Origin of the sequence: Massilia aurea (assembly GCF_040790145.1) — a bacterium.
Classification (GTDB): Bacteria; Pseudomonadota; Gammaproteobacteria; order Burkholderiales; family Burkholderiaceae_D; genus Telluria; species Telluria aurea_C.
Map to the genome: position 1 here is coordinate 112482 of NZ_JBFMMP010000013.1, position 22040 is coordinate 134521.

Consider the following 22040-nt stretch of genomic DNA (forward strand, 5'->3'; position numbering starts at 1 on the left):
TCAAGCCTTCACGCCCGGCGTCCCCGCAATCCACAATTCCACCCGATGATCGCGCCGGTCATCCTGCAATTCGAACGTCCAGTCAGGACATGGCTGCCCATCGAGCAGCAAACCTTCCATCCCGTCCCCCGCGCGCACCGTGATCTCGTAGATCGCGCTGTGATAACGGTAGCGCAGGCGGAAACCATCCCAGCCCGGCGCCAGATGCGGCGTCAGGTGCAGGCGCGCGCCGTTGCGCTCCACGCCCAGCAGCGCCTCGATCGCGAGCAGCCAGGTGGCCCCGGCAGATGCGGTGTACACGCCGCCGATGGCGCGCCCGACATGCGGCGCGACCGTGCGGATGCCGCCGCCGAGGAAGTATGGCGGCGCTGCGCTGTCGACCGTGCGGACTGGCGCGTGCGGATCGAGCATGCCGGCCAGTTGCCAAGCGCGGCCGGTGTCACCCAGCCGCGCGAAGCCGGTCGCTGCCAGTGCGACCGCGCCGTGGTCCTGGCCCGGACTGGCCACGACGCGCTCGCTCCAGTGCCCATCGACCGCCGGATCGCACAGCAGCGTGACGCCGTGTGCATCGTCCACCAGGCGCTGGGCGGCGGCGCGCAGCGCGGCCGGGGCCCGTTCGGCGTCGGCCTGCACTGCCCAGCCCTGCGTCGACAGCTCGACGCGGCAAGCGGCGTTGGCGATCGAGCCGAGCGCATTGCTGCTATCGAGCCACGTCCAGCGGTACCATTCGCCGTCCCAGCCGTGTTCTTCGCACTGCGCTTTGAGCGCCAGCCCGGCGCCACGGCAAGTGGTGGCGAAACCGAAGTCGCCGCGCCGGTCGGCCACCTCGGCGAAGCGCTGCAGCACGGTCGCCATGAAGAAGCCCGTGCGCACGCTCTCGACACGGCCGGTACCATCATCGTCGTGCAGGCGCGCTGCCGCCAATGGCAGGCCGCGCTTGCCGAAGCGCAGGCAGCCGCGCAAGCCATGCACGCAGTGCTGGTACAGATCGTCCCCGGCGGCCAGGCGCGTCGCCTCGCCATGATCGGCGCCGAACGGCAGCACGTGCAACAGCGCCTGGTCGCCAGTCATGGCGAGGTAGTGCGTCAGCGCGTACGGCAGCCACAGGAAATCGTCGACCGCCGGCGATGGCATCGTGGACTGCGCCGTGGCGAACTCGCGCGCTGCGCGCAGCAATGCGTCGCGCAGTAATTCAGGCCGGGCATGCGTGCTTGCGAGCAGCGATTGCAGGCGCATGGCGGGACAGCGCTCGCCCCACACCGCGCTGATGGCCTGGTAAGGTAGCCAGGTGTTCACGCGCAGGTCGAGCGATGCATCGGGCGAGCGCAGTTCGACCGCGCCCAGCGTGGTATCCCACCAGTCGCGCAGGCGTTCCCACGCCGCGTCGGCTGCGCGCGCGCCGCCGTGCAGTTGCACTTCGCGGCTGGCGTCAAGCGTGCCGGGGCCGGCCACGCCCAGCACGAACACCAGTTCGCGCTCTTCGCCTGGCGCCAGCGTGACCGGCACCTGCAAGGCCGCGCACGGATCGAACCCGGCACCGCTGGCGCCGGACAGGCTGCTGCGATCCAGCGCCGCCGGCTGCGCGATGCCTTTCTCGCGGCCGATGAATTCAGCGCGGTCGCACGTCGTGGCGACATCTTCGGCGTCGACATGGAAGAACCCTACCTTGTCGCGGAAGGCGTCGCTGAACGCATTGCGCGCGAACAGCGCGCCGCTGGCCAGGTCGACGCCGGTGACAATTTGATGGCCCGCCGTCGCATCGACCGTGTCGAGCTGCCACGCCACGAAGCCCGTCACGCTCAGCCGACGCGGCGCATCGCTGTCGTTGCGCAGCCGCAGTACGCTGTACTTGAGTGACGTATCGGGCGCCACGAAACAGCGCAGTGCCGAATGGATGCCGGCCGTATCGTGTTCGAACACGGTGTAACCGACACCGTGGCGCGTCACGTAGGCTTCCGGCGATGGCGCCGGCCATGGCGCGGGCGACCAGAACGCACCACTGTCTTCGTCGCGCAGATAAAACGCTTCGCCGTCCTGCGGCGCGACGTCGTCGCTGCCGGCGGTCAGGCGCGTATCGCGCGCGCCGCACCACGTTATCGCATGACCGCGTTCCGACAGCACCGAGCCAAAGTCGGCGTTGGCCAGCAGATTGACCCACGGCGCCTGTGGTACCGGGACCAATGCGCCGCTGCGCACCTCGTACTCGCGGCCGTCCGGCGTGAAGCCGCCGATGCCATTGTCGAACAGGCGTTCGGGCGGCACCGTTGGCAACGCCTCCGTCGTCCACGGCGTGGCGGTCTGCGCAGCGACGAACGGCGGCGGCAAGGCGGCGCCGGGCCGCGCCGCGCGACGCAGCTGGTCGGCCAGGTCGCCGCGACCCGACAACAGCAGCACGCGCGCGCTCGAGCGCAGCAGGATGCGGTCTTCCTGCGCCACATCCTCGCGCAGGAATACATGCACGCCGCCGGGGGCATCGAAGCTGTCGGGGTCGACCAGCGCCACGGCCAGTCCCATCACCTGTTCGCGCACGGCGCGGCTGTCGCACAGCACCAGCAGGTCGACGCCAAAGCCGCGGCGGCGCCAGTAGGCATGCGCTTGCAGCACCTGGCGCGCCAGGCCCGTATCCGGGCCGTCGGTCAGCTGGAGAAGCAGCGCCGGGCGCATGCCGTCGATACCGCACGCCAGCAGATCGGCGCGGCCGCGCGCATTGCGGGCGATGACGGCCGGATCGGCGCGCAGGGCCGGCACCGGCTGGACCAGGCAGCCGGCCAGGCGGTTGTAGAGCTGCGCATCGGCTTCGCTCACGTCCGTGCGGCGCAGGAAGGCCTGGGCCTGCGTCCAGGCAGCGTCAATCGCGCGGTCGACCGCATGGCCGGCGCTGTAGCGGGCCGCCAGTTCGCGCGCCATCGCCCGGCTGGCGGCAACGCCCAGCACCAGGTCGACGGTGATCGCTTGTTGCGGCGCCAACGTAACAGTGCGACGCAGTGCCAGCAGCGGTTCGTCCGGTTCGGTGACGAGGCCCGGCAGCGCGCCGCCGGCACCGATCGCCTGCGGCGCGCGCAGCTCGTGACCACGGCCGATGAAGCGCGCGCGGTCCGTTTCCACCGTCACGGCGGGCGCGATGTCGCGCACGGCCATGCGGTGCATGACGACGGGCGCGTCGGCCGCCGTCACGCACAGCAGGCTGTCGATGGTGGCGTCGAATTCGATCATCACATGACTGCGGCCGCCCTGCTCCAGCGCCGGCCCGGCCAGCGCCACGCTGCTGGTCAGTTCCAGCGTGAGCGCCTGCTGGCCCTCATTGACGATGCGGATGCGGCGCAGCTCGACGTCATCGTCCGGCGCCACCACGATATCGGTGTGCATGGCCAGGCCATTGTCCAGACAGCGCATGCTGGCACGGCCTTCGGAGAATACGGTTTCGCGTTCTCCCTCGAGCAGACTGCTCGGCCAGACCTGGCCGGATGCGACGTCGCGCACATGACACGTCAAGCCGGATTCGCCGGCGCCGGTGCGGCTGATTTGTCTGCCATCCCAGCTGCTGGCGCCAGTGCCGTCGCTCGCGACGACCAGGTGATAACGGCCGTTCGACAACAGCTGGACTTCGGGCAGCGCCGGCGCCTCGAGTCCGATCACGCGGGCATACGGGTGCGCCGTCACGCCGTGGCCTGCGACTGCGGCGCCGGTGTAGCGCCGCTCGGCGGCAGCGCCGGACACCGGCACCGGCTCTTGCAGTAACGGCAGCGCGGCGCGGAACTCGGGGTCGCGGCAGAAGCGGCGCTGCATCGGTTCGCCCAGCAAATGGCGGGCCAGCGCCAGTAGCAGCATGGCCTGGTGGCGCGCGACATACGCCCGCACGACGATCTGGCGCTCGCCTTGCGGCAGGCGCGCCGGCGCGTAGTCGAGCGCTTCATACAAACCCAGTTCGCCGAGCATGCCTTGCGCAGCGAAAGCGCGCAGGTTGGTGCTGGCCAGGCCGGGCGTCACGCCCAGCGCCAACGCGGCGGCGTAGGGCGCGGCCACCAGATCGTCGTCAAACTGGCGCTGCAGCGCGGCGGCGGGCAAGCCGAACTGGCCGGAGCGGTAACGCGCCGCGGCGTCCACCGCATTGCAACGGGATTGCGAAAAGCCCCACAGCACACCCTTGCCCTTGGCATGCGCGGCTTGCGCGCGCACCAGTGCGCGGGCCGCGCCATCGAGCAGCGTGTCGCGCCAGCCCGGCATCCAGAGTTGCGGCGCCAGCAGATCGGCCATGGCGCCACGGCGCGACAGCAGCAATGTGGTGGCACCTGCACCGGCGCCGGCCATGCGCAGCGGCCGGCCGAGCGACCACCAGTGCTGCTGCGGCAGCTGGTCCTGGGCCACAGCGGCGAAGCTGGCCATGCGCGATTCGGCCGCCAGCAGGTCGCAGCTGTCGCTGTCCAGGCGCTGGTCGCGCACGTGGTAGCCGGCGGCCAGCTGGCCGGTAGCGGGATCGACCAGCGCGCCGAAGTCCATGCGCGCTGCCTCGCGCGCCGCGTCGGCCAGCGCGGCAAGCTGCTCGATGCGCTCTTGTGCGCAGGCGCGGCCCGCGTCCACCAGGGCAAGCAAGCCGACGCCGCCAGTTGCCGGCGCACCCAGCTGCGCCAGCTCACGCAGCGTCGGGATGCGGGTGAGGCTGGCATCGAGCACATATTCCTGGACGGCCCGCATCCATGGCGCCAGCGAATACAAGTCGTGCAGCTGCGCTTCGCAGCCAGCACGCAGGCGCTCGATCCAGGCGGCCAGCGTGGGGTCGGCATCGTCAGGCAAGCTGGCCGCCAGGCGCTCGGCATTGGCCACCGCCAGGCGCAGGCAATCGGCAAGACCCGGCAGCGTATCGAGCGCGCGGCAGCGTTCGGGCGCCATGGCGCCGTCCATCTCGTCGAGCGCGTGCAGGAAGGATGCCGGCGCGCCCTGCGCATGGTCGCGCACGACCAGCAGCGTGGCACGGATGCCATCCGGCGCCGCGGCGGCGATCGGCTGGTCGGGCAGTTCGTCCATGCCGACGGCGAAGGTGCGCAGCGCCAGCACCAGGCTGCCGCTGGCGGCGGTATCGACGTAGTGCGGCTCGAGCGGCGCCAGCGTGGCGCCGTCGTAGCGGCGCATCAGGTGCCCTTGCCAGCGCTCGAGCAGCGCCAGCGACGCGAATATACCTTCGCCGCGCTCGAGCAGGCCGCCCAGTGGCAGGAAACCGAAGTCGCGCGCGCTCAGTGTCGCCAGCAGGCCCAGGCCGATGCCGTCCGGCGAGACGCGCATATCGACGGCGGGTTCGGGATGTTCGAGCACGGCCTTGGGCGCCAGGCCGTGGCCGTTGGCGCTGTATTGTTCGAAGAAGCCCCAGGTGCGGCGCGCCAGCGCGCGCAGGAACAGGTCTTGCGCCGGTGAGAGGCGCACGCTGCGCCGGGTCACCTGGCCCGTCCACCAGGCCAGCACCGGTGACAGGAACCATACCAGCAGCAGCGGCGCCGTGGCGAACAGGGCATACGGATTGGCGAAGCTCACCAGCATGGCGGTGCCCATCGCCAGCAGCGGCGGGAACCACATGGCGCGCCCGTTGATTTCCAGCGAGCGCGCCGGAAGTGCTGCCGCTTGCGTATCGAGCAGACCGCGCTGCGTCACGTGGCGGCGCCACAGGCCGCGCACGAGCGCGTGGGCATCGACCAGCGCCGCATGCGGCAGGAACGCCGCCCACAAGGCGCAGCGCGTGAGCGTCACGCGGGCGCCGCGCGCCCAGCCGTCGAGGTGCTGGCGCCACGGTGCGTCGGGCGGCCGGTCACCCAGCGCGACCAGCATACCCACCAGCGCCGGCACGAACACGATCGCCAGCACGGCCGCCGTCCAGAACACGGGCGCGGCCAGCAGGCTCCAGCACAGGATCAGCAGCGCGAGCGAAGCCGACGCCACCAGGCTGGCGCGCAACCCGTCAAACAGATACCAGCGCACGTGAGAGTGCTTGATGCAATCCGGGCCGCGCCCGAGCCGGTGCGCCGATTGCCAGGCCGCGCGCACGGCGCGGTGCCGGCGCAGCATATGTTCACCGTAGGTGGCCGGGCGCAGCGCGTCCACGCGCACGTCGGCCATGCGGCCGGCGCGCAGGCGGTCCTGCTCGACGGGGCCCGGCAACGCGCGTCCCTCGTCGTGAAGCGTGTCGCCGCAGGCACGGCGCCAGGCATCCACGTCATGGATCGCCACCCAGCCGTGGCCTGCACCCTGCGCGACGCCGCCCAGGCGGGCCAAGCGCGGCGCGCGGTGGCTTGGGGGCGCGGCGCCACGCGCCGGCAGCAGCATGCCGTGGCCTTCGAGCACGCGCCCGCTGTCGTCCTGCACCGGCAAGTGCAGCGGATGCGCCATCGCGGCCACCAGGCTGCGCGCGGCATCGCGCGGCAGGCCGGCATTGGCATCCTGCGCAATCACGTAGCGCATCGCGGCGCCAGCGCCGGTGTTGCCGGCGGTGAGCAGAAAGCGCGAGCGCGCGCCGCACAGCCAGGCGTTCAGATCGGCGATCTGGCCGCGCTGGCGTTCCTGGCCGATCCAGGCTTGCTGGTCGATGCTCCAGGTACGTGGCCGCACCAGCAGCATGAATGGCGCCTGGTCGTACCGGCCATTCAAGCGCTCGATGGCGGCGCGGGCCTGCGCCAGCAACGCCTCATCCGCCGGCAGTGTTTCGCTGGCGGCATCGGGTAAATCAAGCAGCAGGCAAAAGCGCAGATTGGGGTCGCGGTTGCCGAGGTAGCGCACTTCGAGCGCTTCGTGCAGCGGCTCGATGGCGGCGGCATCGCCCGCTTGCGCGCAGACGGCGACGACGGTTCGGCATGTGTCGGGGATGCCGGCGCTGAAGTCCATGCGCGGCGTGGCGGCCGGCACGGCGCGCCAGCGCTCCATCATGCGCACCAGGGACAGCGCCAGTTCGCTGGCGCCCGGCAGCGCCAGCACGGCAATCAACGCCAGCAACCACGCGCCGGCATCGCCCTGGCGGGCGTGGACGACGATCGCGACGACAAACGACAACGTGAGCAGCGCGGTCGCGCCGATGCGCAGCGCGACCGGCGCCTTGTTGGCGAGGGCTGGCAGGTAATGACCGACGTGGCGCTTGCGCACGTCCAGGCCACCTTCGCCCGGTGCGCGGTGCGTGCCGGCCAGCGTCAGCGCGGCGTGCGCGACGTCGACCTCGTCGACCTTGCCGGCCAGCGCCTGGCGCGCGATCGCGTGCCGGTAGCTGTCGCGCGTGGCGCCGTCCATGTGCTCGTAACTGCCATCGGGATCGGTGCGCAGCAGCGCGTCGACCGCGCCATGGGTTTCGGCGAAGGCGCGCCAGTCGATGCCGCCAAGCAGACGCAGGCTGGCCAGGGTGTTTCCGGCCGAGATGGCATCCTCGGCCTGTTCGCTGTGTTCGCGCTGCGTTTGCTGCGCGATGCTGCTGTCGCCATCGGCCAGGCGCGCGTCGAGCCAGTCCAGTACCTGGGTCACGGCGCCGCCGCGGCCATGCAGGCGCCGCGCCAGTTCGGCGATGAAGTGGTCGTTCGCTTCCACGCTGCGCATCATGTCGGCCACGAGCAGGATGAGGTCACCGGGCCGCGTCTCGGCGGTGTCGAGCAGGCGCACGGCCCAGGCGGCGGCTTGTTCATGCGCGGCGCAGGCGCGCGCCGCACGCGCGGCCAGGCGCCGCAGGTTGTCGATCAAGGCCAGGCGCAGGAGCGCCGGCAGCGCGTCCAGTTCGGCGATGCGCAGCGGCGCGCCCTCTTGGTACGCGGCGACGAACAGCGCCAGTTCTTCGGCGTCGACGCGGCCATCGCCATGCGCGACCACGTCGAGCACCAGGCGCCAGGCGCGCACGGCGCCATCGGGCGCCAGTGTCGGCAAGGTGGCGGCGCCAGGCCGCAAGCCGGCACGCGCCAGGCGCACCTGGGCGTCGAGCAGGTGATGCTGGTCGAGCAGGCGCGCGCCGGCGGGCGGCAACGCGAAGCCAGCGCGCGCGGCATGATCGAGCGCGTCACACGCTGCGTCGATGGCGTCGGCATTCGTGGCCAGCAGCACGCGCAAGGCCTGGGCGCCGCCCTTGCCCGCCGTGGTGTTGGGGACTGCATGACGCGCCGCCAACTGGCGTGCGTGTTCCGCGCGCTGGAGCGCGCTGGTTGGTGCTGCGCGCCAGGGCGCATCGTCGCCGGTTGCGGGCGGCGCATCATGCGGCGCGCGCTCCCCGGCGGGCAGGTTGTGGTTCTTGACGTTCAACGGGGGCCTCGGGACTGAGCGTGCGCGGCAGACCGCTGGAGCACGGTGGCGTCCGGGGCGGATCAGGGCAGGAAACGCTGGGCGCGCACGGCTTACCCCATGCTAGGCAAAGAGCGACGTCGTTACTGTGCGCTGGCGAACACACCCCACCGACGCGCGAGATTGGCGTCGGTGAAATCGGCGTCGGTGAAACAAGCCCCGAGGATCAAGTGGCGAGCGCGAAACCGCCCACCAGCGACCAGGCGTCTGGATGGCCCATGGCGCGCAAGGCATGCGCGGCGCGGGCGCTGCGCATGCCGCTGCGGCAGACGAACAGCAGTGGCGCAGTCGCGCCCAGCCATGAGGGCGCGTGCCCGGCAAAGCAGGCCAGCGGCACATTCTGCACTGCGCGGCCGTGCAAACGTACGTCGCCTGCGACGCTGTGTTCACGCAGGTCGCGCACGTCGATCACGATCGCATCCGGGTGCGCGGCGAGCCAGTCACGGGCAGCATCGGCGGCCACCAGCACTGTCGTATCGGTTTGACAGTCATGCGCCGGCTCGGCGCCATCCGCCTGCATTGGCGTGGCCAGCACGGCGCCGCAGCGTGCGATGCGCTCGCAGGCCAGGTCGAGCGCCGCATCGCCCTGCAGCGCGCCAAACGACAGGCGCACCGCCGCAGCGCTGCGCCAGGCCGGCACGCCCATCGCGTCGAGCACATAGCTTGACGCGGCCTTCCCCGCCGAACACGCCGAGCCGGCACTGACCCGCATGCCGGCGGCGTCGAACAGGTCGAGCAGCGTGGCGCTGGACACGTCCGGTACCGAGAAGTTGATGGTCGTAGGAAGCGACTGCGCCAGCGGCGCGTTGAACACGATGCCGGGCAAGGCCGCTTCGAGCGCCGTCATCAGGCGCGCGCGGCACGCCACCAGCGCCGCCGCGTCACGGAACGTGTCGCCCCGTTCCAGCGCCGCGAATACCGCGCCCAGGGCCGCGATGCCGGCCATGTTTTCGGTACCCGAGCGCTGGCCGTCTTCCTGGCCGCCGCCGCACATCAGCGGCGTGTACGGCGCGCCCTGGCGCACGTACAGCATGCCGATGCCTTTCGGCGCATACAGCTTGTGTCCCGAGAATGGCGCGTAATCGATGCGGCTCGCGGCCAGGTCGAGCGGCAGCTTGCCCAGCGCCTGCACGCAATCGACCAGCCACAACGCGTCGCTGCCCGTCTCGTGCAGCACGGCTTCGATGCCGCGCAGGTCGGACACCACGCCGGTTTCATTATTCGCCGCCATCGTGCACACCATCGCCACGCGTGGCGCCAGCGCGCGCAGCACGTCGAGGCGATGACGGCCATCGCCATCGACCGGCAGCACGCGCAGCTCGAGGCCCGTGCCGAGCAGGCGGTTCCAGTGCGCCAGGCTTTCGGGCACGGCCTTGTGTTCGGTCGCGCCAATCAGGACCACGTCGCCGCAGGGCTCACCGCGCGCGCGCCGCTCGCGCACCGCGCACAGGGCGGACAGTACGGCGGTCTGGATGCCTTCGGTGGCGCCGCTGTTGAACATCAATCTACCGTTACCGGCGCCGACGATCCGGCCCGCGCTGGCGCGCACCCCTTCGCGCAGCGCCCGTGCGCGCAGGCCCGTCGCGTGGCTGCTGCTTGGATTGCCGAAGCCGTCCTGCATGGCGGCCATGGCGGCAGCGGCGGCGGCCGGCAGAACGGGTGACGTGGCATTGGTGTCGAGGTAGATTTCGGTCTGCATGGATAGGTGTCAAGAATATAAAAAAGGTGTCGCACAACATGTTATTGTCCAGTAATATGGTACGACCTAAAGACGGTCGATACGTCCTAAACTTTCTGGTTTTCAATCAAACAGTAGGGTAATTATTCTTAAAATCAGCAATGCGGAATATGAATTCACTCGACAAGTTTGATTGCGCCATCCTCGCTGCGCTGCAGGCGGATGCCACCCTCTCCATTTCAGGCCTGAGCGAAAAGGTCGGTTTATCCAGCACCCCCTGCTGGAAACGGGTCAAGCGCCTGGAAGAAGAAGGCTTCATCGAAAGCCGCGTCAGCATCGTCAACCGCGAAAAGGTCGGCTTGCCCGTCACCGTGTTCGTGAGCGTCAAGACCACCGAACACGATGAAAAATGGCTGGCGCGCTTTGCCGCCGCCGTGATCGCGCTGCCCGAGGTGCTGGAATTTCATCGCATGAGCGGCGACGTCGATTACCTGCTCAAGGTTGTTACCACCGATATCGCCGGCTACGACCGCTTCTACAAGAAGCTGATCAAGACCGCGCGTTTGACCGGCGTGTCGTCGGCCTTCTCGATGGAGCAGATCAAGTCCACCACCGCCCTGCCGCTCGAACTGATCTCGCACGGCACGCCGGCCTGAGTCTTTACAGGCGTTCTGCGCTTTCGCCGCGTGCGTAAATCGTGCGATGATGGCGCCCGTCCACATCAACGGGAGACTCAGTCAATGCCATCGAAACTCACCATGGCGCCGCTGGCGCTGGCGGCACTGTTTGCCACCATCGGCGCGCACGCGCACGCCGCCGAGCAGGTCGTCAAGATCGGCGTCAGCGGTCCACTGTCGGGCGCCAACGCGTTCGCCGGCAAGGACAATGAAAACGGTGTCCGCCTGGCCATCGAAGAACTCAACGCACAGAAGATCCAGGTCGGCGCCAACGTGCTGCGCTTCGTGCTGCAATCCGAAGACGACGCGGGCGACCCGAAACAGGGCGTGACCGTGGCCCAGAAATTCGCCGACGCCGGCGTCAAGTTCGTGCTGGGGCCTTACAACTCGGGCGTGGCGATTCCTGCCTCGCGCGTCTACAACGACAGCGGCATCCTGATGTCGACCGTGGGCACCAATCCCAAGATCACCGCCAGCGGCTACCCGACCGTGTTTCGCATCGTCGCCAGCGACACGCAGGTGGGCGCCTCGGTCGCCGGCTACGCGGCCAAGGAACTGAAAATCAAGAACATCGGCGTGATTGACGATCGCACTGCGTTTGGGCAGGGCATCGCGATGGAGTTCAAGCGCCAGGCGCAGCAGGCCGGCATCAAGGTCGCGGGCCACGAGTTCACCAATGACAAGGCAAGCGACTTCGCCGCCATCCTCACCTCGCTGCGCGCCAGGAAAGTCGACGCCATCTTCTATGGCGGCTACGCGCCGCAGGCCGCGCCGATGGTGCGCCAGATGAAGCAGCTCGGCCTGAACGTGCCGCTCCTGGGCGGCGACACGCTGTGCAGCCCCGAGATGGCGCGCCTTGGCGGCGCCGCCGTCGGCGAGAACGTGCGCTGCGCGCAGGCCGGCGCGATCGTCGCCAAACAGCCGGGCGGCGCGGCCTTTTTGGCCGGCTACAAGAAGCGCTTCGGGCGCGAACCGGACGTGTACGCACCATCGTTCTACGACCAGACCAAGTTCATCGCGCAGGCGATCCAGACGGCCAAGACAGTCGACGCGAAAGCGGTTGGCGTCGCGATGCACACGATCAGCTACCAGGGCGTGGTCGGCAACTACGGCTATGACGCCAAGGGCAACCTGAAGAAAACGGCCGTCACCGTGTACACGTTCAAGAACGGTGCCCTGACGCCGCTGGCAAGCTACTGATTCCCCCAAGAGGATTTCGATCAAGATGAACCCATTCTTCAAACTTGGCGCGCTGGCCACGGCCGCCCTGCTGATGTGCGCCAGTGCTGGCGCGGCGCCGGCTGCCCAGGCGGCGCCTGCGACGGCACCGGCTGCCGATGCCCAGGCCCAGGCCGGCAAGGCGATCAACAAACTGGTCGACGAGTATTACGACGCCTACGCGCGCTTCGAGCCGGTCTGGGCGACCGAGTCGGGCGACGGCCGCTTCGATGACCAGCTTGGCCTGGCGATCGCGCCGAAGAAACGCGCTGCCCAGTTCGCGCTGTATCGCGGTTTCCTGAAGCGCCTGGACGCGATCCCGCGCGAGCGCCTGAATCCGCGCGACCAGGCCAGCTATGACATCGTCAAGTTCGAGCTCGACACCGCGCTGCGCCTGGGCGCCTTCCCCGAGCACCTGCTGCCGGTGGACCAGATGTTCAACATGCCGGTCTTCATGGCCAACTACGCCGGCGGCCAGGGCGCGCAGCCGCTTGCCACGCCGCAGGATTACCGCAATTTCCTGAGCCGCCTGGACCAGATGGTCGCGTACATCGACCAGGCGATCGCCAATATGCGCGAAGGCGTCAAGCGCGGCGTCGTGCATCCGCGCGAGCCGATGATGTCGCTGCTGCCGCAACTGAAGGCGCTGGTCGCGGCCACGCCGGAAGCGAGCATCTTCTATAGCCCGATCAAGGCGCTGCCGGCCGGTTTTTCAAGCGCCGACAAGAGCACATTGACCGCGTCGTACCGCAAGGCCATCGCGGATAAACTCAATCCGGCACTGGCGCGACTGGCGACGTATGTCGAGAAGGACTACCTGCCGGCCACCCGCACGACGGCCGGCTGGGGCGCACTGCCGAACGGCGCCGAGTGGTACAAGGCGCGCGTGGCGGCGATGACCACCACGTCGTTGACGCCCGAGCAGATCCACGAGATCGGCCAGAAGGAAGTAGCGCGCATCCAGGGCGAGTACGGCAAGATCGGCCCCAGCATGGGTTACACGGGCCCCGCCGCTGGCTTGCCGCGCTGGGTGTCGGAGCAGCCGAAGTACAAGCCGTTCACGTCCGACAAACAGGTGATTGCCGTGTTCGAGAAGATCGACGCCGACGTGCGCACCAAGCTGCCGAAGCTGTTTTCGCTGATGCCGAAGGCGCCGCTAGAGGTGCGCCTGGAGCCGGAACTGACGCGCGAGACGGCGTCGGACCACTACTCGTCACCGGCGGCGGATGGTTCGCGCCCGGGCGTGTTCTGGTCGGTGGTGAACGACCCGACCAAATACGGCAGCACCGGCATGGTCACGCTGTACCTGCACGAAGGCCAGCCGGGCCACCACTTCCATATCGCGCTGAACCAGGAACTGGGGCTGCCGAACTTCCGCAAATTCGGCGGCAATACGGCGTTCACCGAAGGCTGGGCGCTGTACGCCGAGACGCTGGGCAAGGAGATGGGCCTGTTCGACAAGCCGGAAGATTATTTCGGCCACCTGAACGACGAGATGCTGCGCGCGGCGCGCCTGGTGGTGGACACCGGGATGCATACCAAGGGCTGGAGCCGGGATCAGGCGATCACCTACTTCCGCGAGACGCTGGGCTACTCGGAGCTGGAAGCGCGCGCGCAGATCGAGCGCTATATGGTGATGCCGGGCCAGGCGCTGGCGTACAAGATCGGTTCGCTCAAGATCATGGAACTGCGTCAGCGCGCGCAGGCGGCGATGGGTGACAAATTCAGCCTGCCGGCATTCCACAAGGTGGTGCTCGATGAAGGCACGCTGCCGCTGGCGGTGCTGGAGGCGAAGGTGGATCGCTGGATTGCGGCGTCGAAGTAACGCGCCCTCAAACATCGTCGTTCCCGCGGAGGCGGGAATGACGTTTTTATGGTGCGGGCCGTTGATCAGTCGCTCGCTTAGCGCTCGATCATGAACACCGGATACCGCCGCCACTCTGGCTCGCGGTACCGCGCGCAGTTGGCGAAGATGAAGTCCAGCACCGCTTCCTGGTTCGTCAGCAGCCCTGGATTCTCCAGCTTCCACCCTTCGAACTTCGCCGCCAGCGCCGGCTCTTGCACCAGCAGCTTCTCGGCCTCGTCCTCGAACACGTATTCCGAATACGCTTCTTTTTTCTCCAGCACGCTGTTGAAGAAGCCCCAGCGGAAGAAGCTGTCGTGCGCCAGCGGCTCGAGCGTTTCGACCGCGTAGCGCGCGTTGTCCTGGTCCAGCGGCACCAGGTAATCCCCGGCGCGCAGCTGCACGCTGCCGTGGCGCCGTTCGAGCACCACGTCGTCATGGAACATGTGGCCTTCATAGGCCGTCGGGCGCGACGTCACCCAATCGATCTGATAGTACGCCACGTGCTGCACGCGGTCGGCCTCGACGCGCTCCATGCGCACGCCATTCCACTGCAGCCGTTCGATCGCCTCGCGCCACTGCTGCGGCACCACGTACGCTTGCGGCGCCGGCACCGCCCGTTCCACCGGGAAGCTGTTGTAATAGGCGATGTCGCGCTCCCAGACGCTGCTGCGGTCGTAGTACAGGCGCGCATAGTCGCCCAGCACGCTCTTCTTGTACTTGGCCTCGTAGCCCTTGAAACGGAAGCTCGAAGGATTGGCTTCGTCCATCTTCCAGCGCACCGGCCACTCGCCGCGCGTGCGCCCTTCTTCCCTTGCCGCGCGGCGCAGTTGCTGGATGCGCGCGGCGTTCTGCACGGTGAACGCCAGCGCGACATCGACCAGCGCGCGCATCGATTCGTAGCGGTCCTTGAATGGCTTGAGCATGTGGGTCTCGGGCATGAAGCCGATCGTGTGGTGCAGCGCCGCGTAGCCGGTCGAGAAGCGCGCGGTTTCCAGGAATTCGGCGATGCCATGGTCCGGGCTGTCCTGCACCGGGTTCACGTACGGGCACGTTGGCCAGCCACGCGCTTCCATCCCGGCGTACATCGCCGGCAGCATGTCGGCACGCAGGAAATCGCCAAGGCCGCCACCGAGCTTGTCGGCCTGGGTGTGGATCAGCGTCATCGTGTAGCTGTAGTCGGCGCCGTTGGACGTGTGGGTGTCGACCATCACGTCCGGATCCCAGGCCGTGAACAATTCGTTGAACACGCGCGCGGTCAGGGTGTCGCACTTGACGAAGTCGCGGTTCAGATCCAGGTGGCGGCTGTTACCGCGAAAGCCGAACTGCTCTGGCCCGTCCTGGTTCACGCGCGACGTGTTGGCGCGATTGAAGGCGCCGTCGACGTTGTACAGCGGGACGAACAGGAACACGGTCGTGCCCAGCGCAGCCAAACGTTCAGGCTCGAGGCAAAAATCGCGCACCAGCGCCATGCAGCCATCGACGCCTTCCGGCTCGCCCGGGTGGATGCCGTTGTTGTTGAAGAAGACCGCGCGACCGGCGGCCTTGATCGCGGCGCGATCGAACACGCCGTCGCTGCTGACCACACCGGCGTGGATCGGCACGCCCGCATCCGACACGCCTACCTTCTCGAAGCGCAGCACCGCTGGATACTGGCGCGCGAGGTCTTCGTACCAGGCGATGCAGTCGGCCCAGGTGGTGGTCTGGTTCAGGTTTCCCTGTTCGTAGGGCGTGAGCAGTTCAGTGGCCATGGTGGTTTTCGCTTCTAAAAAAGGTCGTGCTTACAGAATGACGCTTGGGGTTGCGACCGGCGCGCTCGGCGCCGGCGGCGCCAGGGTCAATGGCAGGGCGATGGCGACGTCGGTGCCTTCGCCGGGACTCGAGCGCACCTCGATCGTGCCGTGCAGCGCGTAGGCGCGCTCGCGCATGCCGATGATGCCGATGCCTTCCGATGCACTGGCGGTGTCGAAGCCGGCGCCATCGTCGACCACGCGGATGCGCAGCATGCCCTTGCCTTCGTCGAGCAGCAGACTCACGTGCGCCGAGCGTGCGGCGGCGTGCTTCATGACGTTCGACAGCGCCTCTTGCACGATGCGGTAGGCCGAGATGGCCAACTCGTTCGACAGGCGCGCGAAGTCGCCTTCGCTGTGCAGGTCGAAGCGGCAGCCGGACGTGGTGTCGTAGTGGCGCACCATCTCTTCGACCGCGCCGTGCAGGCCGAGCATGTCGAGCACTTCAGGGCGCAATCGGCGCACCAGGCGTCGGCCGTTGGCGTACAGGTCGAGCGCGAGCTTGGTGATGGCTTCGGATTTGCGGCGGATTTCCACGACCTCGGGGCCGGGCGGGGCCTTGTTCGCCAGCAGGCCGATCGCCTGCGCCTCCAGGCGCGCCGCGATCAGCGACGCATTGAGTTCGTCGTGGATCTCCACCGCGATGCTCTTGCGTTCATCTTCGATGATCTCGTTGACCTTCTGGATCAGTTTGCGTTTGTCGGCATCGGCGCGCAGCGCTTCGTTGCGCGAGGCGAGCAGGTCGCGCGTGCGCTCGGCCACCTTGTTCTCGAGGTCGCGCTTGGATTCGCCCAGGGCCAGGGACATCTCGCCAATGGACGATTGCAGCTCGCCGATCTCGCCGCCGGTGGTCACCGGTGGATGGACGCGGAAGTTACCGCCCCGGATCTGGCGCAGCGTACCGATCGCTTCGCGCAGCGGCACGATCAGCGAGCGCGCCAGCACCCAGGCCAGGATGCCGCTGGCGGCCAGCGCCAGCGCGGCCATCGACAGCTCGATCTGGAAACGGTCGGTCTGCTTGGCCATCATGTTCGCTGGCGACATCGTCACGCGCACCCAGCCCACCACTTCGGTGGTGAGCGTGGGCGGGCGCGAATCGCTGGACGCCGACACGTGCGGCGTGCCGTTATCGGAGAACAGGTTGATCCACACGACCTGCTTGCGGATCGGGGCTTCGTAGTAATGCGACTGGGCGTCGTTGGCCGACTCGGACACCACGCGCACGGCGGCGCGGCCGCTGCCGTCGATGACGTCGACCCGGTAGATGCTGCGGTCGGACTGCACCAGGCCATTGATCGTCAGGCGCAGGTCGGACAGGTTGCCCGAGATGACGTTGTACTCGGATGTCTCGGACAACGCGCGCGCCAGGATGCGGCCACGCTCGGCCAGTTCTTCGGCCACCTGGGCGCGGTGCGCGTACCACGAGTACCAGACAAAGGACGTAAACAGCAGGATCACCGGCAGCATCGTGATGACGGCCATGCGCCGCCCGACACCCCAGCCGCGCCAGAAACGCAGGTTCATCGCGCCGCCGGCGCCGGCGCTGGGCGGGCGAAGTTGCGCGCGGCGTCGGTCAGGCGCAGGTCGAGCGAGCTGGCCACGCCTTCGTTGATGATGGTGCGGAAGTAGCGCGGGAACTGCGGCGCGGCGAGTTCGCCGGTGCGCACGAAATCGGCCGCCATCTCGGCCACCTGGGCGTTGATTTCTTCGACTTCGGAATACGTCGTGGCCAGCGCGCCCACCTTGACCATGTCGGCCGAGAAGCCGATCACGCCCTGCTTGCGGCGGTAGGTCGAGAGCAGGATGTTGCGCACGTTTTCGGCGTTGTAGATGTCGCTGTCGGGCAGCGCCAGCAGCGTCTCGGCGCGCGTCATGCTATTGAGCGTGTGATTCAGGTCGTCGCCCGGCGTGAACATCTGGATCTCGGCGGCGTCGTGCAGCACGGGCCGCAGGAAGGCGGTGTCGGGGCCGAGCAGCACACCCACGCGCACCGGACGGCCGTACAGCAGTTCGGCCAGGCGCATCTGGTCGTCCGGCGCCGGCTCGGCATACACCGCCGTGATGGCCGTGCGGCGGGGCTTGGGCAGGCGCGCCGTCAGGCCGCGCCAGACCTGGCTCGAGGTATAGGCCGAGATGACGACGCAGTCGCAGCGGCGCGACAGCGCATCGCGCAGCGCGGTCGGGCCGATGGCGATGTACAGCATGCGGCGCTTTTGCGCGAGCTCGTTGCGAAACGCGGCGAACGTCGGTGCCAGGCGCTTGTACAGGTCGTCCACGATGCGGTGCGTGACCGCGCTGTCGTCGCCGGTGATGATCTGGAAGCGGTAGCCCTGCACTTCTTCGCGCTCGCGTTCCGTTTGCGGGGCCTGGGCAGCGTGGGCGCCGGCCGCGGCCAGCACCAGCGTCAACGCGATCAGCGGGGCCAGTGAACGTGTGCGTGAAGCGCTCTGCATCCGGCGCAGGAGACTCGTCATCGCTTACGGCTCGATCAGGCCGTGCTTGACGGCCAGCAGGGTGATGCTGGCCTGGCGGTGCACGCCCAACTTCTCTTTGATCGACTGGCTGATATTGCTGATGGTCTTGGTCGACAAATCGAGCCGTTCGGCGATTTCGGCATTGGTCATGCCCTCGGCCATGAACTTGAAGATCTCCAGGCCACGCTCGTCGAGCTGCGACTGCGGCGTGACTTCGCCACGCACGGCCATGCTGGCCAGGCGCGAGGCGATGTGCGGCAGGAAGTACAGCTTGCCCTCGTGCGCGTGACGCACGGCGGTGGCCAGGTCGGCCGGGTCGCAATCCTTGGTGACGAAGGCATGGGCACCGAGGCGGTAGGTTTCCTTGATCAGGCTGTCCTGGTCAAACTGGCTCAGGAAGACAATCTTGGCTGCGGGGTCGGACTTGAGGATGGCCTGGGCCGCATCCATGCCGGTCAGCTCGGTGCCGAAGCGCATGTCGAGCACGGCAACGTCGGGCTGCTCGGCCGCGTACAGGGCGGTGGCCTCGCTCGGGGTCTTGGCCTGGCCCACCACCTGCATGCCCGCCGCTTCGAGCGACATGGCGAAACCGGTCATGACGATGGGGTGATCGTCGGCCAGCATGACGCGGATGGGTTTGTTCTGTTCTGCCAATTTGTTCTCCTGGCGCGGGGGCCTGTGTTGCGCGTGCATGGTTGATTGCTGCTTGCACGGCCGGGGCGATGGGCCTCGGAATAGAGGGGAATTATTTCATACAACGGGCGGGGAAGCGATGGGTAAAGGGCGCGGCTGACACGTGAGCGTGATGTACATGGGGCGGTTGGACGCGTAGGCGGCGGAGCCGCCTACGCCACGTTCTTTTAAATGGAAGAAAATTTACTTCATTATGGATTTGCAAATTGCTAGCACCTAGCATATATTGATTCCATCAGCAGTAGATGTGCACCCTTCAACGGTTTGAACACGAACAAGGAGGTTCCATGCATTTTTCTGATATCCACGATGGCGCCGGCGGCAAGGCCGGCAAGTTTGCCCTGGTCGCCGGTCTGCACGTACTGGTCGCGATGGGCGTCATCAGCGTGATGAACGCGAAGTCGATCTCGCTGCCCGCCATGCTTGACGACACCATGGTCTGGATGACGCCGGAGGTGCCGCCGCCGTCACCGCCGCCCGAACCGCCCAAGCCGCAAGTCAAGACTGCGCCGCCCGAGGTCGTGGTGCCGAAGGTCGAAGTCGAGGTGGCCGCGCAGCCGCCCGAACCCACCGTCCAGGCCAGCACCGAGCCGGCGCCGGAACCGACCCCGCCGATGCAGTCCGAAGCGCCACCGGCGCCGAGCGCCCAGCCGTCGGCCAACAGCGGCCAGATGCGCAGCGCCGTACTGGCCGACGCCAACGGCTGCGCCAAGCCTGACTACCCGGTGCGCGCCGCGCGCAACGGCGAAACGGGCACCGTGACGCTGGCCCTGCTGGTCGGCGCCGATGGCCGGGTACAGGATTCGCGCATCCAGTCGTCGAGCGGCTCGCGCGATCTCGATCGCGCCGCCGTCAATGCCCTGAGCATGTGCAAGTTCCAGCCCGCGATGAACGGCGGCGCCGCCGAAGCCGGGTGGGCGCAGCTGGCCTATGTCTGGACGCTCGAGTAGTCGATACCAGCCCTCTTTCGCCCGCCCCTCCTGATTCGGCGGGCTTTTTTTCGCCCCTATGTCCTGTGCATGGAGAGATCGACCTATGGATGCCGCACGCGCTTTTGCACCAGCCATCAACGTCACCGGATCCGTGCACGCCCTGGGCGGCGCAGCCGTACTGGCCCTGCTCGCCGTGCTGGCCTGGCTGGCGCTGGCGCCGCCCGCCGTGCCGGCGCCTGGCGCATCGATCGCCTCCACTGCCTGGGATGGGCGCGCGATCGAACACCAGCGGGTGCTGGCCGCCAGTCCCCGCTCGATCGCGGGCAGCGGCAATGCGCGTGCACGCGCCTACCTGGTGACGCAATTGCGGGCGATGGGACTGGCGCCCGTCGTGCAGCGCGCCACCGTGCGCAAGTCGGTCACCCGGTTCTTTGGCGGGATTCACCACACGATCGGCGTGGTGCATAACGTCGTCGTCACGATTCCCGGTGTCGCGCCCGATGCTGCGCGCCGCCCCGCCGTGCTGCTGGCCACCCACTACGATAGCGGCGCCGCGCCGCGTGACGCCCTGCCAGGTGCCGCCACCGCCAGCGCCCTGCTTGAAACCGCGCGCGCATTGCGCGCCGCCTCGCCGGCGAATGCGCTGGCCAATGCGCCCGCTAACGATATTGTCCTGCTGTTTGCCGACGGCGAGCGTGTCGGCGCGCTTGGGACACAAGCGTTTGTCGAACAGCACCCGCTGGCAGCGCGCATCGGCATGGCGCTCAAGTTCGATGGCGCCGTCGATGGCCCACTACGCATGCTGGAGGCCAGTGGCGCGGGCGCAGCAGGCCTGGCGGGCTGGATGCGGGCGGCGCCCGAACTGCGCGGCGCATCCGCAAACGCGACGCTGGCGTGGCTGCTGGGCGACGCGCCCCACATCGGCCCGCTCACCCGACTCGATGCGCCGGTGCTGCTGTTCGCGGCCGGCGAGCCACGCGCAACTGGCGCCGCGCCGCGTCAGCTGGGCGACGCCATGCTGCGCCTCGCGCACGCGTATGGCGCGGCGCCGCTGGCGCATGGCAGGCAGGCGGCGCACGTCTACTTTTTTGTGCCCATCGTCGGCCCCGTCCACCATGCGGCGTGGCTCGTGTGGGCGCTGGCGATCCTGTCCTGCCTGATGCTGGCCGGCGCCTGGCGCCGGCAGTTCGGCCAGGACGGCGTGCCCGAAGCAGCGCAGGGCGCATTCGGCGTGTGCTTCCTGCTGCTCGTGGTGCGCGTGGGTACCTGGAGCTGGGGGCATGAGTTGGCGGCCGCCGGCGTGGCGGGTGACCAGCGCCTGCCCTTGACCGTGGCGGTCGTCACGGCCGGCGTGTTCATGGGCGGCTTGTACCTGCTGCGCCGCAGTGTCGGCACGGCCGCGACGGTGCTCGGCGCGCTGGCCTGGCCGCTGCTGTTGCTGATCCCCGCCGCCGTGTTCCTGCCGTCGATCGCCCCGCTGCTGGCCTGGCCGCTGGTGGCGGCGCTCGGCGCCTTCACGCTGCTGCATACGCGCTGGGGCGCACGCCAGGGTGGTACGGTGCGCCTGCTGGTGCTGCTGGCCGGCCTGGCGCCGGCCGCGTGCCTGCTCCCGCCGGCGCTGCGCGACGCCTGGCGCTTGCTCGCACCTGGCCGCATGTATGCCCCGCCGATGCTGATGGCGCTGCCCGTGCTGTGCTATGCCAGCCCCTTGCTGATGCTGCGCATCGGGCCCGCCGTTGCCGGCGCGCTGGCGCTGATGCTTGCCGCCTGCCTGGCACTGCCGGGTGGCGTGGCGGTGCAGGAAGCACGGTCGGCAGAACCCGCGAGCATCGAGCAACTGGTCTATTACAAGGACATGAACACGTGGCGCGCCTATTGGCTGCTGCCGCAGCAGCGGCTGGACGACTGGCGGCGCAACCTGTTTCCGGGCCGTGCCAGGCCCACGGTGTTTGTCGAGGTCTTTGGCCTGCGCAGCGCGTCGCAGTGGTATGCCGTGGCGCCGCGCGACGATGCGATTGCGTTCCCCGAGTGCTTCATCCTGCGCAACCGCGTCGGGAAGGTGCGGCTGGCCAGATTCACGGTGCGCTCGGCAAACCGCGCGCCGCATATCGCGTTGTCCATGCACGGGGCCAGGGCGCTGCGCTCGCGCGTCGACGGCGTGACGCTCAGTGACAAGGAAAGCACGTGGTCGCTGTCGCTGTACGGGATGGAAGACCGCTTGCTGCAGTTCGAGATCGAGAGCGCGCCGAAGGAGATCTTCGCCATCACGGTACAAGAACACATGCCTGGCCTGCCCCGCCATCTCTTGCCAGCGGGCGCTCCGGGCGTGGCGCCGCAGCTGGGCCGGACGGTGTCGACCGATATCCTGCGGTTCTACTGACAAGTTGTCATAAAATGGCCGGCGCACGCCACGAGTGTGCCCTTCCCGATGAATGGCTTGATTAAC

At 68.4% G+C, this 22040-nt stretch carries 11 protein-coding genes; 5 read left to right on the plus strand and 6 right to left on the minus strand.

The features are described 5' to 3' along the window. Both AB2N08_RS17365 and AB2N08_RS17370 read right to left on the minus strand, forming a co-directional pair. The gene (locus AB2N08_RS17365; protein WP_367612150.1) at nt 1-8250 is read right to left on the minus strand and encodes a GH36-type glycosyl hydrolase domain-containing protein; all 8250 of its coding nucleotides are present in this window, start codon (nt 8248-8250) and stop codon (nt 1-3) included. 205 nt (nt 8251-8455) lie between these two features. Then, entirely contained in the window at nt 8456-9988 is a 1533-nt protein-coding gene (locus AB2N08_RS17370; RefSeq protein WP_367612151.1) for an aminotransferase class V-fold PLP-dependent enzyme, read from the minus strand. 149 nt (nt 9989-10137) lie between these two features. On the opposite strand from AB2N08_RS17370, the gene AB2N08_RS17375 reads away from it, so the two are divergent. The 3 genes from AB2N08_RS17375 (at nt 10138) to AB2N08_RS17385 (ending at nt 13687) form a co-directional block, all read left to right on the plus strand. Next, nucleotides 10138-10623, plus strand: a complete 486-nt coding sequence (locus tag AB2N08_RS17375) for an Lrp/AsnC family transcriptional regulator (protein ID WP_367612152.1) — start codon at nt 10138-10140, stop codon at nt 10621-10623. Between the two features lie 84 nt (nt 10624-10707). Further along, nucleotides 10708-11844, plus strand: a complete 1137-nt coding sequence (locus AB2N08_RS17380) for a branched-chain amino acid ABC transporter substrate-binding protein (protein WP_367612153.1) — start codon at nt 10708-10710, stop codon at nt 11842-11844. 25 nt (nt 11845-11869) lie between these two features. Further along, nucleotides 11870-13687 carry a DUF885 domain-containing protein gene (locus tag AB2N08_RS17385; protein WP_367612154.1) on the plus strand — a complete coding sequence of 606 codons (1818 nt, stop codon included), beginning with the start codon at nt 11870-11872 and terminating at the stop codon, nt 13685-13687. Between the two features lie 77 nt (nt 13688-13764). On the opposite strand, the gene AB2N08_RS17390 is transcribed toward AB2N08_RS17385, so the two are convergent. The 4 genes from AB2N08_RS17390 to AB2N08_RS17405 are packed head-to-tail and all read right to left on the minus strand — an operon-like array spanning nt 13765 to nt 18623. Beyond that, entirely contained in the window at nt 13765-15456 is a 1692-nt protein-coding gene (locus tag AB2N08_RS17390; RefSeq protein WP_367612155.1) for a M14 family zinc carboxypeptidase, read from the minus strand. Between the two features lie 30 nt (nt 15457-15486). Next, a complete protein-coding gene (locus AB2N08_RS17395) occupies nt 15487-17019 on the minus strand; it encodes a HAMP domain-containing sensor histidine kinase (protein WP_367612156.1) in 1533 nt (510 codons plus the stop codon). Further along, on the minus strand, nt 17016-17969 hold the full coding sequence (locus AB2N08_RS17400) for a hypothetical protein (protein WP_367612157.1): 954 nt from the start codon (nt 17967-17969) through the stop codon (nt 17016-17018). Before AB2N08_RS17400 ends, AB2N08_RS17395 begins: the two co-directional genes overlap by 4 nt. 3 nt (nt 17970-17972) lie before the next feature. Next, complete coding sequence (locus AB2N08_RS17405; RefSeq protein WP_367612158.1) at nt 17973-18623, minus strand: response regulator; 651 nt, start codon at nt 18621-18623, stop codon at nt 17973-17975. Between the two features lie 326 nt (nt 18624-18949). Between AB2N08_RS17405 and AB2N08_RS17410 the strand changes: the two genes are divergently transcribed. Both AB2N08_RS17410 and AB2N08_RS17415 read left to right on the plus strand, forming a co-directional pair. After that, nucleotides 18950-19612, plus strand: a complete 663-nt coding sequence (locus tag AB2N08_RS17410; RefSeq protein WP_367612159.1) for an energy transducer TonB — start codon at nt 18950-18952, stop codon at nt 19610-19612. Between the two features lie 85 nt (nt 19613-19697). After that, complete coding sequence (locus AB2N08_RS17415) at nt 19698-21974, plus strand: M28 family peptidase (protein ID WP_367612160.1); 2277 nt, start codon at nt 19698-19700, stop codon at nt 21972-21974. Nucleotides 21975-22040 lie beyond the last annotated feature (66 nt).